This is a genomic window from Rothia sp. HMSC072E10, from assembly GCF_001813965.1.
GTDB lineage: Bacteria > Actinomycetota > Actinomycetes > Actinomycetales > Micrococcaceae > Rothia > Rothia mucilaginosa_A.
The window spans coordinates 1-15,598 of sequence record NZ_KV814480.1; the positions used below are offsets into that span (position 1 = coordinate 1).

10 protein-coding genes and 1 riboswitch are annotated in these 15,598 nt (G+C 58.7%); of the genes, 4 read left to right on the forward strand and 6 right to left on the reverse strand.

The features are described from left to right. Positions 1-58: 58 nt before the first annotated feature. On the reverse strand, positions 59-784 hold the full coding sequence (locus HMPREF2944_RS00720) for a cobalamin biosynthesis protein CobN (RefSeq protein ID WP_070679475.1): 726 nt from the start codon (positions 782-784) through the stop codon (positions 59-61). 431 nt (positions 785-1,215) lie between these two features. Between HMPREF2944_RS00720 and HMPREF2944_RS00725 the strand changes: the two genes are divergently transcribed. Continuing rightward, positions 1,216-1,431, forward strand: a complete 216-nt coding sequence (locus tag HMPREF2944_RS00725) for a hypothetical protein (protein ID WP_049333812.1) — start codon at positions 1,216-1,218, stop codon at positions 1,429-1,431. Positions 1,432-1,568: 137 nt separating this feature from the next. Beyond that, on the forward strand, positions 1,569-2,297 hold the full coding sequence (locus HMPREF2944_RS00730) for a DUF6318 family protein (protein WP_246826220.1): 729 nt from the start codon (positions 1,569-1,571) through the stop codon (positions 2,295-2,297). A gap of 114 nt (positions 2,298-2,411) precedes the next feature. On the opposite strand, the gene HMPREF2944_RS00735 is transcribed toward HMPREF2944_RS00730, so the two are convergent. Continuing rightward, complete coding sequence (locus tag HMPREF2944_RS00735; protein ID WP_246826222.1) at positions 2,412-2,858, reverse strand: MFS transporter; 447 nt, start codon at positions 2,856-2,858, stop codon at positions 2,412-2,414. Positions 2,859-2,917: 59 nt separating this feature from the next. Between HMPREF2944_RS00735 and HMPREF2944_RS00740 the strand changes: the two genes are divergently transcribed. Beyond that, positions 2,918-5,998 (forward strand): beta-galactosidase, LacZ type, encoded by a 3,081-nt coding sequence (locus tag HMPREF2944_RS00740; protein ID WP_070679477.1) that lies wholly within the window; start codon positions 2,918-2,920, stop codon positions 5,996-5,998. 147 nt (positions 5,999-6,145) lie between these two features. Here HMPREF2944_RS00740 and HMPREF2944_RS00745 read toward each other — a convergent pair whose 3' ends face one another. From HMPREF2944_RS00745 to HMPREF2944_RS00760, 4 genes are all read right to left on the reverse strand, one after another. Further along, a complete protein-coding gene (locus HMPREF2944_RS00745) occupies positions 6,146-8,128 on the reverse strand; it encodes a M13 family metallopeptidase (protein WP_070679479.1) in 1,983 nt (660 codons plus the stop codon). Positions 8,129-8,377: 249 nt separating this feature from the next. Next, complete coding sequence (locus tag HMPREF2944_RS00750) at positions 8,378-9,817, reverse strand: MFS transporter (protein ID WP_070679483.1); 1,440 nt, start codon at positions 9,815-9,817, stop codon at positions 8,378-8,380. A 555-nt stretch (positions 9,818-10,372) separates the two neighbouring features. Next, positions 10,373-12,700 carry a 5-methyltetrahydropteroyltriglutamate--homocysteine S-methyltransferase gene (metE, locus tag HMPREF2944_RS00755; protein ID WP_070679486.1) on the reverse strand — a complete coding sequence of 776 codons (2,328 nt, stop codon included), beginning with the start codon at positions 12,698-12,700 and terminating at the stop codon, positions 10,373-10,375. Positions 12,701-12,847: 147 nt separating this feature from the next. After that, the gene (locus HMPREF2944_RS00760) at positions 12,848-13,753 is read right to left on the reverse strand and encodes a methylenetetrahydrofolate reductase (RefSeq protein ID WP_049333826.1); all 906 of its coding nucleotides are present in this window, start codon (positions 13,751-13,753) and stop codon (positions 12,848-12,850) included. A gap of 117 nt (positions 13,754-13,870) precedes the next feature. After that, positions 13,871-13,987, reverse strand: a riboswitch (SAM riboswitch). Between the two features lie 457 nt (positions 13,988-14,444). On the opposite strand from HMPREF2944_RS00760, the gene HMPREF2944_RS00770 reads away from it, so the two are divergent. After that, positions 14,445-15,598: ATP-binding cassette domain-containing protein (locus tag HMPREF2944_RS00770; RefSeq protein ID WP_246826221.1), on the forward strand; the 1,154-nt coding region annotated here is incomplete at its 3' end.

Consider the following 15,598-nt stretch of genomic DNA (forward strand, 5'->3'; position numbering starts at 1 on the left):
TCCATTATTTTTCATCGCTATTCGCCTCTTCTCGCCTGAGTTCTTCGACTTCTTCAAATCATGAGTTTTTGCGGCGCGCCTCATTACGCGCCTCACTACGAGCAACCCTACGACGGCGCTTCTGACGCTCACTCTTCGTCTGACCAACGATGTACTTGGTGCCGCACAAGTCGTAGAACTGGGCATAAATATCGCGCGAAGAGCCATACATCCCCACCACACTCATCACATCCAGGCCGTCCTCCTCAGCCCAACGCCCATGATCATCACGGTACAGCACCTGCGCCATAAGAATCGTCGCATCGAACTGATACGGGTCAAAACTACAAGTGCGCTTACCCATTTCGGTACTGCCGATGCGCAGGAATCCGTTCTTGCCGTTGTTTTCCACGTGGGCGAACGTGATGGACGGGTAGGTGAAGGTGCGTTCCTTCCACCGCCAATTACGCCACCGCACGTGGTCCTCACGCAGTTCGAGGTAGAAGGCGTAGCAGTGGTTTAGAGGGATGGCACCCAGCAGGCCTATGCCTAAGACACCAATCAGGAAAGCGGCAATGACCACCCCCGCTTGTGACTCATCCGCGAGGCCTTCGTGTGTCCCTGTCGAAAAGAGAAATATCGGTGCACCGACAAACCCGAGAATAGTCACAAGCCAAAAGAAAATAAACGCCGCGACGGGCCTCTTCTGCCTCTTATTCAAGGTGGGTTTGCCGAGCTTAATACGGTAGCCCGGTATCAGAGCGACGATAAGTCCCCAAAGGGTTCCGGTTTCAGCAGCGCTCATAGTATGTACGTCCTTGTGTGGTGGTTGGTGAATTGTGCTCGCTACGGTGAGGTGGCGGGCACATCCTTAGCCTATCGCACCGTATCTGACCAGAAAGTTAACTCGGGGCAATGCTTGGGTGAAGACTGGGCGACCATTCGTCAGAAGGGCCGGCTCAGCGGCGAATCGGCCCCCGTCGGTGCGCGGAATTCACCCCGCAAAACGCTAGAATCCGGGCCGTACGCGGCGTGTTGACAAACTAATATTTCAGCAAAAATCCCGCCGGAAAAACGCGGACTAGCCCACATGCCCTAAGCCTCAACTAGAAGGTGCACTCTGTACGCAAAAACTTTAACGTTTAACCTCTAGAATAAGAAAAGGTTCAAGGCGCGGCCACACGCCGTACCAACACCGCTCACTCTGCAGAAACACCAACCTTGAAAGGTACAATCATGACCTCCAAGAAGTCCGCACGGCTTACCCGCCGCGCAGCCCTGGCCGCCGCCGGTGCTGGCGCAGCAACCGCCCTCGGTGCGCTGCTCACCCCCGCGCAGGCCTACTACAACCGACCCACCGTCCGTTACCGCCCGGCCTTCCGCTACACCTACCGTTACAACCGTTACGGCCGTCGCGAGCGCGTCATCATCGTTGATAACGGCGGTAACTAAACCAAACGCCCGACCGGGTTATCCTCGTGTTCGGAACATATACTAGGAGGCGGTGCCACACACTCGTGGCGCCGCCTTCGGCGTATCGTGCCGTACCCGCCGCGCGGTCCGCCCATCACCACGGATAGAGAGAACCCATGAATAAGATCAAGCCCCTCACCCGCCGATCCGCCCTCGGCCTGCTCGCAGCAACCGGCGGCGCAACCCTCCTCGCAGCCTGCGGTGCTCAGCCCCAGGCAATCAGCGGCTCTGCGTCTGCATCCGGTAGCGCATCTGCTTCCGCGTCGGCATCCAAGAGCGTTCGTAGCGACTACTCCGGTGTTGCAGTCCTGGAGGGCTACACCTCCAAGCCTGCTGACTACCAGCCTGGAACTCGCACCGAGCCCTCTAAGAACGCGCCCGTGCCCGTGAAGCCCGCCGTTGCCAACGAGAACAGCGTGGAAGGTCTGTATCAGTCCATCGCGTTCTTCGGTGCCGCCATTGAGTACTACATGCGTACCGGTAAGACCGAGCCCCTGCGTGAATGTGCGGTTAACAACTCCGAGCTGAAGAACATGCTCGAACCCGAAGAAGGCACCCTGGGTGCTGGTTTGCAGCAGGGCAAGATTTGGATGCAGGACCCGTCCGCCACCATCACCATGCTTACCGCACAGCCCGAGCGTGATGGCGACGCCTCCGACTGGGATATCCGCCTGACCATGGACAGCGGCGAGTTCATTGCAAGCAAGGACCGTGTGGAAGAAGCCTCCTCCGATTCGGACCGTAAGAACGATGTGGAGCGCACCCTGCACGGTGTGTACGAGAACGGTGCGTGGAAGCTGACCGGCATGCGCACTTCCTCTTCGTCCTCGTCTTCTGCTTCCTAAAAGCTTCAGCCTAGAAGCGCATAGCTTCTACATCTAAAAGGCGCCCGCCCCGTGGTTTTCAAGCCACGAGGCGGGCGCCTCTCTCATGCGGTGAAGGACCTACCCTGCTTTTACCTATGCAGAAGCAAGCTTCGCCTCAAGCTCCTTCACAATCTTCGCGTGTTCCTTCTCAGAGATAGAAACCTTGAAGAAGAAGGCGAGGAACGAGCACACAATAATGGCCAGTGGCACATAGAAAGCAGCCGTGTTGAACGTCTGAATGTTCTGCGCGGTGAGGCTATTAGGATCTGCACCGTTAGTCATAGCGGCAGCAACAGCAACCACACCCACGATGCTGTTAGAGAGAGCACCAGCGATCTTGTCGAGCATCGGGCGGACGGACAGGGTAACTGCCTCGTTGCGCTGACCGGTCTTCAGCTGGCCGTACTCAATGGAGTCGGTCAGCGCCAAGATAGCGGTCATCTGGATGAAGGTGTTCGGGGTGTAGAACAGCACCAGTGCCACGTAGACCAGAGCCAAGTTCTGCGGGAAAAGAATAAACAGAATGTAGGCAATAATCATCACGCCTTCCGGCATCCTTAAAGGGACCAAACAAAGATGTATACGAGAGGAAGGAAGACATGTCTTCCACCGAACAAACGACTCCCGTAGTCTCCTCCCAGTCACCCTCAGCAGCGTGGCTTGATGACCCCACCGTGTACGCTGTCAACAGGGAAGCAGCGCACTCCGACCATCACTCCTCAAACCCCCAGCAGAGCCTCAACGGCACGTGGGCTGTCCGCACTGCATGGGCCTCAGAAATTGACGTCACCACCGCAGAATTCGCCGCCCCTGCCCTCGACGAAAGCGACTACCAGAGCATCCCCGTCCCCGCCACCCTGGAAACTGAGGGACTCTGGCGCCCCGCCTACGTCAACATCCAGATGCCCTGGGACGGCCACGAAAACCCCGAAGCTCCTCACATCCCCGAGAAGAACCACGTAGCCCTCTACCGCAAGCACTTCACCCTGGAGGGCGACCTCAAGAAGATGCTGAGCGAATCGGGCCGCATCGCGCTCGCCTTCGAAGGCTTCGCAACTGCAATTTACGTGTGGGTTGACGGCACCTTCGTCGGTTACGCAGAAGACGGTTACACCACCACCTCCTTCGACATCACCGATATCGTCAGCAAGGACGCAGAAGGCAACCACACCCTGACCGTCGCATGCTACGAATACTCGAGCGCTTCATGGCTGGAAGACCAGGACTCGTGGCGTTTCCACGGCCTCTTCCGCGCCGTGAACCTGGTAGCCCGCCCCGCAGTCAGCATCGCCTCCCTCACCGTTGAAGCAGACTACGACGCACCCACCGGCAAAGCACACCTGGATGCTCTCGTCACCCTCAACGGTGAAGAAATCAAGGCGTACACCCTGCAGGCCAGCGTCCTTGACGGCACCCAGGTCATCTGGTCTGGTACCGTCGCCGCCGAAGACGCATCCGTGCGCATCTCCTCCGATGCTCTCGAGGGCATTTCCCCCTGGTTGGCTGAATCGCCCTCTCTCTACACGCTGACGGTGGACCTGCTCCACGACGGCAAGACCGTAGAATCCACCAGCCAGCGCGTCGGATTCCGTCGCTTCCGCATCGAGAACGGAATCATGACCCTCAACGGTCACCGAGTCCTCTTCAAGGGTGTCAACCGCCACGAGTTCCACCCGCGTACCGGCCGCGTCCTGACCGTTGAAGACATGACTTCAGAGATTCTCTTCTGCAAGCAGCACAACATCAACGCTATTCGCACCAGCCACTACCCCAACGATTCACGCTTCTACGCCCTGGCCGACGAATACGGTATCTACCTGGTTGACGAAGCAAACCTGGAAACTCACGGCTCCTGGTGCACCCCCGGTGACATCCCCACCCCCGAGACCACGATCCCCGGCTCCCGCATGGAATGGGAAGGCGCCTGCGTTGACCGCGTAGAATCCATGATTCGCCGCGACTACAACCACCCCTCCGTAGTAATCTGGTCGCTCGGTAACGAAGCATACGGCGGCGAAGTATTCCGCTCCATGTACCGCCGAGTCCACGAACTGGACCCCAATCGCCCCGTACACTACGAAGGCATCACCTGGCACCGCGAATTTGATGACGTCACCGACATCGAATCCGGTATGTACACCCACACCGACGTCGTCGAAAAGTACCTGTCGAACAACCCCCAGAAGCCCTTCATCATGTGCGAATACATGCACGCAATGGGCAACTCGGTCGGCGCTATCGACGAATACGTCGCACTGGAACGCTACCCCCACTACCAGGGCGGTTTCATCTGGGACATGATCGACCAGGCACTCTGGCACCCCGGTGAGAGCGAAGGTGCCCCCGAATACCTCGCCTACGGTGGCGCATTCGGCGAACGCCCCTGCGACTACGAATTCTCCGGTGACGGTATCCTCTTCGCCGACCGCAAGGTAAGCCCCAAGGCCGCTGAAGTGAAGGCAGTGTACTCCAACCTGCGCATCACCCCCGACCAGAAGGGCGTGACGGTCGTCAACGACAACCTCTTCACCTCCACCGCAGACTACACCTTCAAGGCTAGCCTGCTGGTCAACGGCGTTCCTCAGTGGCAGGAAGACTACTTCTTCGACGTAGCCCCGGAATCCACCCACGAGCTGGCAATTCCCTGGCCCCTGGAAGAATACGCTGCCGACAACGCAGAAGTAACCCTGGACGTCAGCCTCGTGCTCACTGAAGACGCCGCATGGGCTCCTGCAGGACACGAAATTGCCTTCGGTCAGTACGTCATTCCCGCATCGCAGGCTGAAGCAAACACCGCTGAAGACGCAGCAGATGCGACGGTGACCGTCGGCCGCTGGAACGTCGGTCTGCGCAACAACCAGGCTGAAGTTATTCTGTCCCGCACTCAGGGCGGCATCGTCTCCTGGGTACACAACGGCACCGAGCACGTTATTCGCCCCCCGAAGCTCACCACCTTCAGGCCCCTGACCGACAACGACCGCGGCGCCGGACACGGTTTCGAACGCGCCCAGTGGACCGTCGCAGGCCGCTACGCCCGTTGCGCTAACGTTGCCGTCGAGCAGCCCAGCGATGACAGCGTGGCAGTGACCTACACCTACGAGTTGGCAACCCCCGCTCACACCGCTGTTACGGTCCGCTACGAAGCACAGAGCACCGGCAACGTGCGAGTAACCATCGACTACCCCGGCGAGAAGGACGCACCGTCCCTGCCCGCATTCGGTCTGGAATGGGCACTGCCCGGCGAGTTCTCGCACCTGCGTTACTACGGCCTCGGCCCCGGCGACTCCTACCCCGACCGTTGCAGCGGCGTCCGCCTGGGCGTGTGGGAAAGCACCCCCGAGCAGGACTACGCACCGTACCTGGTACCTCAGGAAAGCGGCAACCACATGGGTGTCCGTTGGGCTGAAGTGACGAACGACAGCAACCACGGCTTCCGTGTCCGCCAGCTGCAGACTGCCGGTGAGGGCCTGCACGTATCGCTCCTGCCCTACTCCTCCTACCAGATTGAGGAAGCTTCCCACCAGTGGGAGCTGCCTGAGAACAACCGCACCTACCTGCGTATCCTGGCAGGTCAGCTCGGCGTTGGTGGAGATGACTCGTGGGGCTCGCCGGTACACAGCCAGTACCACATCGATGCAACCGAGCCGCTGCACATGGATATTGCGCTAGAAATTATCTAACGCAACGCTCGGCACAGTAGCAGTAGACGCCTACCTTCGTGTAGCGTCCACAGCTCTCTAGAAAAGAGGCGCCCGCCCCGTGGCTGAAAACCACGAGGCGGGCGCCTCACTTATATACGCAATAAAGCATATGCACTTATCGGGATGCTACCAGATGCGCACGCGCTCCTCCGGAGCCAGGTACAGTGCATCGCCCTCAGAGACACCAAACGCCTCATAGAACTCATCAATATTGCGCATTACACCGTTCACACGGAACTCATCCGGCGAATGCGGATCCACCGAAATCATCACCTCAGCATGCTGCGGGCGGGACTTCGTGCACCAGCCGCGAGCATTCGAGAAGAAGAAACGCTGAATAGCGGTCATGCCGTCAATCACCGGTGCATCGTCCAGCGACTCAATACCCTGCTTCTTCAGCGCCAGGCGGTACGCCTTCAACGCAATCGACATGCCCGACAGGTCACCAATGTTCTCGCCCAGAGTCAGCTCACCGTTCACGTGGAACTTCTCGTCCAGACCCACCGGAACGTACGCGTTATACTGCTCCACCAGGGCTGCGGTACGCTCCTTGAACTTCGCGTAATCCTCCTCAGTCCACCAGCTCTCCAGCTTGCCGTCGCCGTCATAGCGGGAACCCTGATCGTCAAAACCGTGACCAATCTCGTGGCCGATAATCATGCCGATATTGCCGTAGTTCGCCGCATCATCAGCATCCGGGTTGAAGTACGGCGGCTGCAGAATCGCTGCCGGGAACACAATCTCATTCGCCGGCGGCATGTAGTACGCGTTCACGGTCTGCGGAGTCATCAGCCACTCCGACTTATCCACCGGCTGACCCTTACGGGCAATCAGCCAGTCAGCATCAAACGCACCGGTACGGCGCAGGTTCTCAAACAGGTCACCGGGCACCAGCTCCAGGGCGGAGAAGTCACGCCACTTATCGGGGTAACCGATCTTGGTGACGAACTTCGACAGCTTCTCCAGCGCCTTCTGACGGGTTGCCTCAGTCATCCAGTCCAGCGACTCAATGGACTCGCGGTACGCCTCAAGGAGGTTGCCGACCAGAACCAGCATCTTCTCCTTGTGCGAGGGCGGGAAGTGCACAGCCACGTACTCCTGGCCGATCTCTTCACCCAGAGCCTTCTCGACAGCGCCCACGCCGCGCTTCCAGCGCTCACGAATCTGCTGGGTACCGGAAAGGGTCTTGCCGTAGAAGTTGAAGCTTTCCTGAACCAGCTCGTCGTACATGAACGGCGCACGCGAACGCAGAACAGTCCACACAGCCCACAGCTTCCAGCTCATCAGCGGGATGGAAGTGAACAGCTTCGCCGCACCCTCAAAGAAGGACGGCTGGCCCACAATAACCTGACCCAGGGTCTCCGGGTCTGTGCCGAGCGCCAGCAGCCACTGCGAGAACGGGAAGCCGGGGAACTTCTCGTCCAGCTCGGTCGCCTGGTACGGGTTGTAGGTTGCCTCCGCGTCGCGGTTCTCCACAACGTTCCAGTGCAGGCGAGCCAGCTCCGACTCGTGAGTGAACACCAGCTGAGCCGCCTGCTCCGGAGTCAGACCGAAGCCCTCAGCCAGACCGGTCAGCTGGAACATGCGGGCAATATGCTCAACATACGCCGCGCACGCCTGCTCGTGCTTCTCTTCACGGTAGTAGGATTCATCCGGCAGACCCAGACCCGACTGGTACAGGAAGAACGTGTAGTTCTTCGGGTCCTTCGGGTCGTTGCTGGTGTACCAGGCGAACAGCTGCGGCAGACCCGCACGAGACAGCAGCGCCAAGGTCACAGCCAGGTGGGAAGGGGTTGCCGAGTTCAGAATCGGGGCGATTTCCTTCAGCAGCGGCTCCAGGCCGTCCGCCTCAATCTTCTCAACATCCATGAAGGAGTTGTACAGCGCGCCGATGCGGGACTCCGGCTGCTCCTTCGCAATCTTCTCCACCAGCTCACGCACGTGCTTCTCTGCGTTATCGCGGAGGGTGTACAGGCCGCCGTCCTTGGGGCGGTCCGCCGGGATTTCGTGGGTAGCAAGCCACTTACCGTTGACGTGGCGGAAGAAATCGTCGCCCGGCTTGACGGTTTCATCCACCCATTCTTTAGTGATTCCAGAGTTAGTAGTCATGGTTCCATTCTATGTTCTTACGCCCCCAAGCCACAGGATGCCCGGCACGGCACCCAGATGCTGGCTCACCGGTACAGGCGCTTCTCAGGGGCATTTTGCCGCTCCTCAGCGGGCTACGCGGGTGGCAGAGAAGGCGGTAGCCCTCCCAGGACGCAGAAAACCCGCCCGCACGGTCACACAACCGTACAGGCGGGTTAACATCTACCCCCGAACCGCCGAGCAGTTCAGGAAAGAAGAAGCACTATTCGCTTAAGCCTGAGCCGCCAGCTTCTCTGCACGCTCAGCCATCAGACGCTTCTCAGCACCGTTAACCAGCCAGAGGAACAGCACGGCCAGACCCGAGCACACAATCATGAAGACGAACGCGGTGCTCCAACCCCAGTGGTCAACAATAATGCCGATACCGGCAGAAGCCAGGGTTGCACCCAGTGCGTAACCGAACAGGCCGGTGAAGCCCGCAGCGGTACCCGCAACGTGCGAGGGGGACAGGTCAATAGCCTGCAGACCAATCAGCATGACCGGGCCGTAAATCAGGCCACCAATCAGAGCCAACGCAACGTACGCAATCCACAGCGGCGCATCCGAAGAAGGCAGCCAGTACAGCAGAATCGCGCCAACGGTCGCAATCAGGAACAGGATACCCGCGGGGGAGCGGCGACCCTTGAACATGCGGTCAGAAACGTAACCGCACAGCACGGTGCCACCAATGCCGGCAAGCTCCAGAATCGAGAAGCCCGCAATACCGCCCTCAAGGGAGGTGTGGCGCACATCGTGCAGGTACTTCGGCGCCCACACCAGCACACCGTAACGCAGGGTGTACACGAACACGTTTGCCAGAGCCAGGTACACCATGGTCGAGTTGGTCAGCACGTGCTTACGGATGGTGGTCCAAGTGGACTCCGCACGATCCTCAGCGGTGGACTCAACCTTGTGCGGGTCGTTGCGGTACACGTCAACGGTGGGCAGACCCTCAGCCTCGGGGTTGTCACGAATCAGCAGCCATGCGACGAACGCCAGAACGAAGCTGATAACAGCCGGGAACCAGAAGGCAACTTCCCAGGTCTTGCCGAACATGGAGAAGCCCCAGGCCACCAGCAGGCCGGACAGCGCACCACCAACGTTGTGGGCGGTGTTCCACCAGGAAACCTTCGTGCCGCGCTCGCTGGTGGAGAACCAGTTCACGAGCACACGGCCCGAGGGCGGCCAACCCATGCCCTGGAAGACACCGTTGAAGACCATGATGGTCGCCATGATGGAGGCGATAGCGGCACCGTAGCCTGCCGCACCCGCGCCTTCACCCATGTAGCCGGTCAGTGCCAGCAGAATGTTTGCAATACCCGAGAGCACCAGGCCGATGGGCAGGAACAGACGAGCATTCGAGCGGTCGGAAATCATTGCGGTCAAGAACTTGCTGAAGCCGTAAGCCAGCAGCAGTGCCGTGGACAGTGCACCAATTGCTGCGTTGCTGAAGCCAAGTTCCTTGGTCAGAATCGGGGTGACCAGCGGGACGTTGTTACGAATCAGGTAGAAGGTCGCGTAACCGATGAAGATACCCATGAAGACCTGCAGGCGCATGCGCGGGTACTTCGCATTAACTTCTGCTTCGCTGAGCTGGGGCTTGGGTGCCGGAATAGCGAGCCAGCGGGGTGCAGAACCCTTCTTCTTCTTTGATGAAGTGGTAGTAGTCATGCTGGAATTCTAAAAACGGATTCTTATAAAAATGCTAATTTGATGGGCATATGTGCATAGTATTCTTGCAACGGTGAACAGATATTCAGAACGCACGTTCTTTAAAAGCCGTTTCTGCCTTGAAATTCCGGTGAATCTGAAAATACCTGTGATGCGCATCTACCTATCGGGAGACGGGGCCACGCGGCGCGCGATGAATATAAATGCTTTCAATAAACGGCAAGAGAATGTTATGGTCAGACCACACATAAATTTAGGGTAATTTATACCCTAAATCCGCCGCGAAAACCACGTGGACGCCGCGAAACGAACCCGGGACAAATCCGAAACGAACCCGCAACGGGCACCCCCCGAGCACACAAAAGTCCGCCCGCACGGTGCAGAAGAAGCCGTGCGGGCGGACCCGTTATCTATCCCCAAAAGTTCGGCGTGCAGTCGGTACGCATACCGGCGGGAAGCCGAACAGCCGCCACCTACCGCGAATCACCGCGAGCAAACCATCATCCGGTCAACCCGCAGCAGGCAGCGGAACCTAAAGCTCTCCGGGTGGGAAACCTAGAGAGAAGCGCGAATCGCCTTGGTGGCGTCCACCAGGTGACGCAGAGACTGCTTGGTCTCCTCGTAATCACGAGTCTTCAGACCACAGTCCGGGTTCACCCACAGGTCGGCAATGGTGCCGTAGCCAATCGCAGCCTTCAGCAGGGACTCAATCTCCTCCTGCGAGGGAACACGCGGGGAGTGGATGTCCCACACGCCCGGGCCCAGACCGGAAACGAAGCTCTCCGGAATATCAGCCAGCAGCTCCATGTGCGAGCGGGCGGCCTCGATGCTGGTCACGTCAGCGTTCAGAGCGTTAATCGAGTCGATAATCTCGTTGAACTCCGAGTAGCACAGGTGGGTGTGAATCTGGGTGGAGTCCTTCACGCCGCTGGTTGCCAGGCGGAAGGAGTTCACCGACCAGTCCAGGTACTGCGGCTGCTCGTCGCGGCGCAGGGGCAGCAGCTCGCGCAGAGCCGGCTCATCCACCTGAATGATGCGGATGCCTGCCTCCTCCAGGTCGGCAATCTCGTCGGCAAGAGCCAGAGCCACCTGGTTAGCGGTCTCGCGGCGCGGCTGGTCGTCACGCACGAAGGACCACGCCAGAATCGTCACGGGGCCGGTGAGCATGCCCTTGACGGGCTTCTCGCTCAGCGACTGTGCGTGGGAGCTCCACGGCACGGTGAACGCCTCACCGCGCAGGCCCTCGCCGTGACGCTTCACGTCACCGAACAGGATCGAGGGGCGGGTGCAACGCGAACCGTAGGACTGAACCCAGCCGTGGCGGGTGGTTGCGAAGCCGTCGAAGTTCTCGGCGAAGTACTGAACCATGTCGTTACGCTCAGCCTCACCGTGAACCAGCACGTCCAGACCCAGCTCCTCCTGCAGCTTGATGACCGAGGCAATCTCGTCACGCAGGAAGCCGTTCAGCTCCTCAGCGGAAATCTTGCCCGCACGAGCCTCCGCACGGCGGCGGCGAATCTCAGCGGTCTGGGGGAAGGAACCGATGGTGGTGGTCGGCAGCTTCGGCAGGTTCAGGTCAGCCTGAGCCGCATGGCGAACGTCAATGGTCGGACGGTCGAAGTCCTCGGCGGTCACAGCTGCGGCGCGGGCACGAATCTCGTCGTTGTGCTTGCGCGGGTCGGCGGCGAAGCGAGCCAGCGCCTCATCAGCAGCCTTCAGCTCGGGCTCAACAGCGGCCTCACCCTCGGCCAGGCCACGAGCCAGCAGTGCAATCTCAGCGACCTTCTGGTCGGCGAAGGCCAGGCCGTCCACGGGAACCTCGGCGGGGTCTTCCAGAGCCAGGTCGTGCGGCACGTGCTGCAGGGAGGTCGAGGAGGACACCGACACGGCACCCTCGGATGCGCCGGGCAGCGCCTCCAGGGTCTTCAGCGCGGCACGAACATCAGCACGCCACACGTTACGGCCGTTCACAACACCGGCAACCAGGTGCACGCCGGCGGCAGAAACAGACTCAAGCTCAGCCTTCGAGTACACGCCGTGCACCAGGTCAAGATGCAGGGCCTCAACACCGGTACCCAGCAGTGCCGGCAGGTTCTCACGCAGGGAACCGTAGGGGCTGGTCACCAGAATCTGCGGGCGCTTCTCGGCGGCGGCCAGGGCGCGGTAGGTGCGCTCGGCCAGCTCGGCAACCTTCGCGTTGTCGGCACGGTCCACGGTCAGGCCCGGCTCGTCCAGCTGAACCCACTCAACACCGCGCTCAGCCAGCTGCTCCAGCACCTGAGCGTAAGCGGCAACGAACTCGTCCAAGCGGTCGATGGGTGCGAAGTCCTCGGCGGAACCCTGCTCAGCCTTAGCGCCCAGCAGCAGGGTCAGCGGGCCAACAATCTGCGGACGAACCTTCACGCCAGCCTGCTTTGCGACCTCGAGCTGCTCGTCAATAGCCTCAAGGTTCAGCTTAATCTCGGTGCCGGCACCAATCTCGGGCACCAGGTAGTGGTAGTTGGTGTCGAACCACTTGGTCATCTCCAGAGGAGGCAGGGTCTCGGTACCGCGCGCCAGGGCGAAGTAGCCGGGCAGATCCAGCAGGCCGCGTGCATCCTTAGCCTCGGCCAGACGCTCGGGAACCAGGGTGAACAGGCGAACAACGTCGAGCACCTGGTCGTAGTAGGAGAAGGTCGCCGGAATCGAGTAGTTGTCAGCCTTCAGGCCCGCGGCGGTCACGCGCTCAAAGTAGGTGCGCTGCACGTCAGCGGCGGTATCCTGCAGCTCCTGCAGGGTGGTCTTGCCCTTCCAGAAAGCCTCCTGAGCCTTCTTCAGCTCACGGAAGCGGCCCACGCGGGGGTAACCAACAATAGTTGCGGCGGGGAAAGCAACGTTAGACATAGTGCATATTCCTTTACTGGGGATAGAAATGGGAGAATCAGCGGGCCCTGCCGGCCCCGTCGATGGGGCCGAGATCCGCGGGACGCTCCCGGGGTACTTTGGGGGAAACTTGGGTGGCGCATCCGCGCCGGGCGGAGCGGGTCGCGTTTAGGCGAATTCCAGCTCGCTCAGGGGCTGGGAGAAACGGTTGCTGTATCGGGGCAGGTCCAGCTGGTCCAGAACGTCCAGCACCGCGGCATGCTCGTTGAAGGTGAAGAAGTGCAGGCCCGGTGCGCCCGCATCCATCACGGCGCGGCACTGGTTCAGTGCGTAGTCCACGCCGATGCGGTGCAGCTCTGCGCTGCTGGTTGCCGTCTCCAGGGCGTACGCCAGATCCGCCGGAACCGACATGCCCGCCATCTGGCAGAGGTTCTGCAGGCGCTTCAGGGAGGTCACCGGCATGATGCCCGGAATAATCGGGATGTCCACACCCGCCAGGCGAGCCGAATCGACCAGGGCACTGTAGCGCTCATCCTCGAAGAACACCTGGGTGATAGCGAAATCCGCGCCGGCACGCTGCTTCGACAGCAGAATCTCAATATCCTGCAGCAGGGATGCGGACTCGGGGTGCTTCTGCGGGTACGCCGCCACGCCGATGGACACCTTACCTGCCGCCAAGTGGGCGAAGTCTTCACGCTCAACGCGGCGAATCAGCTCGACCAGGTAGCGGGCGAAGGGAAGCTCCGAAACCTGACCTTCCTGCACGTCACCGCGCAGCGCCAGGAAACCGCGCACGCCCAGACCCAGAATCAGGCGGACCGCACGCTCCAGCTCGTGCACCGAGTGGCCTGCACAAATCAGGTGTGCCAGGGGGGTGAGGGAGGTTTCGTGCACCAGGTAGTCGAGCAGCGCCAGCGTCTTCTGACGGCGCTTCGCGTCACCGGAATAGGTGACCGAAACGTAGTCGGGGTTGGTACCCTCAAGCTCCGCAATGGTGCGAATCAGCGACTCACAGCTTGCGTGTGAGCGCGGAGGGAACAGCTCAAAAGAAAGAGCCGGGTGAACTGTCGTCATAACCATCCTTCGTGTTCACCCGATAGATACGCACCGTAAGGGTGCGCGAATTCTTCTGCAGGATGCGCGCCACCGGTTTGCGGGTGCGCATCATCAAGGGGTGCCGAAGGGTATTCTTCTCTATCGGTTCTGGCGGGAGCACCTTGTCCGCACCCTGCACCGTGACGGTGGGGGATACTGGCGAGGTTGCTGCGACGTCGACGAGCCAGATCTCTCGGTCGCTCTTGATAGATAACGCCTTCACTGTACCGGGCGTTTTGGAGGGTGCGCAAGAACTTCGGGGGATGATGACCCAATATGTCGAGAGATGACGAGTCACCGAAATATGAACTTAATATGACCGACTATGACGAGGGGGGCTGGGGGCGTTGCGGGTAGGGCTGTCGGCTGACCCCTGAATGCCGAAAATATCACAGATATATCTGCTTAATATTCTTGGACACGCACGAATATGTGTGTTTTATATTTCATTGAAGAGTAGAGTTAGTTAGTGAGGCACGGGTAGTGTTTCAATGTCCGCTCATCGAGGAGTTTCAGGGCTCAAAGATGAGTTCAATATGACTTTGTGAGCGTGGTGAGAATGAAAAATCTATTTTCCTCTATACTCTGGTCCTTCCGCCTAGCCTGGAAAACCTGTCCCGCGACCCTAGTGAGCACTGCCCTATCGCTAGCCATCATCGCCTGCATTCCCTTGAGCCAGTCCCTGCTAATCGGTAATACAGTATCAGCCTTGAGCGGTTCAAATGGTGGCGCAGCATGGATTTATATTATTGCTCTTGCCCTTGTTGTCGGAATTAATATCATTGCTCAACGCTGGGTAATAAGTAACATGCTTATCCTCAAATCAAAGATGAACTATCGGGTTCACCGCATGTTAAATACCAGGTTATCTACATTTCCGTTATCTGATATAGGTAGCACAAAATCACAGGAAGATATACGTGCTGCTAGAGAGGCAATATCGAAACAGGAATTGCAGGTTCACACCATGTCAGTTATGACACTGGTGAGTGCCTTTGCGATGGTTTTCCTCCTCTGTCTTAATATTGCGAACGTCAGCATTGTGGCAGCAATTTTTGCGGCGCTGTGTTCACTACCTCTATCTATTGCAATGGTAATCCTCGCTAAACGTGATTACGCTATATACACCCTAATGTACGAGGACTATCGGGTAGAGAACTACTATCTAGACAATCTGATGGCTCAAAGTCGCGCCCAAGAACTTCACCTCATGAGAGCCTCCCGATTTTTCTCGCAACGCGTAGCGTCCTGGCGACGCCGGGCAGCCGGTAGGGAATTGAGCCTTGAAAGTGTTAGAGGAATCGTCTCCATGGTTGCCGGGCTACTTTGCTCTGTCTTACTCTTTGCGTCCCTGTACTTCCTTGTGGATTCAGGCGCCGATATATCGTATGTGGCCGGATCGCTGATTGGAATCATTGCCTGTGTTAACGCGACCCAAGAGGTGGGATATTCATTCGGCCAGATTATTAATGGAGCATTATCTGTTCAGCAATTCCGAAGGGTATGCGACTCTGATACTTACGACCATGCTTCTGAGATAAAAACTTCTAACCCTAACCGTGAAAATATTTCAAAAATTATATGCAAAGATGTATCCGTTCAGTATGAGGGCGCGTCGTCTTTTGCGCTTAAAGATATTAATCTTGAGCTGATGAATAATCAAATGATTGCAGTAGTTGGCGCCTCGGGCGCGGGAAAAACAACGCTAATAAATGCAATTCTTGGAATTACACCAATTGCCCAGGGGAGCATAACGTATAAGGGTGCTTCTTCTGAGAGTAAATACAACATGTTGGCAAATGTTGGTTTGGTGAGTCAAGACTA

Excerpts from the sequence above, each read along its gene's own strand:
- HMPREF2944_RS00720 (WP_070679475.1), bottom strand. The coding sequence starts at position 784 with ATGAGCGCTGCTGAAACCGGAACCCTTTGGGGACTTATCGTCGCTCTG.
- HMPREF2944_RS00725 (WP_049333812.1), top strand. The coding sequence starts at position 1,216 with ATGACCTCCAAGAAGTCCGCACGGCTTACCCGCCGCGCAGCCCTGGCC.
- HMPREF2944_RS00730 (WP_246826220.1), top strand. The coding sequence starts at position 1,569 with ATGAATAAGATCAAGCCCCTCACCCGCCGATCCGCCCTCGGCCTGCTC.
- HMPREF2944_RS00735 (WP_246826222.1), bottom strand. The coding sequence starts at position 2,858 with ATGATTATTGCCTACATTCTGTTTATTCTTTTCCCGCAGAACTTGGCT.
- HMPREF2944_RS00740 (WP_070679477.1), top strand. The coding sequence starts at position 2,918 with ATGTCTTCCACCGAACAAACGACTCCCGTAGTCTCCTCCCAGTCACCC.
- HMPREF2944_RS00745 (WP_070679479.1), bottom strand. The coding sequence starts at position 8,128 with ATGACTACTAACTCTGGAATCACTAAAGAATGGGTGGATGAAACCGTC.
- HMPREF2944_RS00750 (WP_070679483.1), bottom strand. The coding sequence starts at position 9,817 with ATGACTACTACCACTTCATCAAAGAAGAAGAAGGGTTCTGCACCCCGC.
- metE (WP_070679486.1), bottom strand. The coding sequence starts at position 12,700 with ATGTCTAACGTTGCTTTCCCCGCCGCAACTATTGTTGGTTACCCCCGC.
- HMPREF2944_RS00760 (WP_049333826.1), bottom strand. The coding sequence starts at position 13,753 with ATGACGACAGTTCACCCGGCTCTTTCTTTTGAGCTGTTCCCTCCGCGC.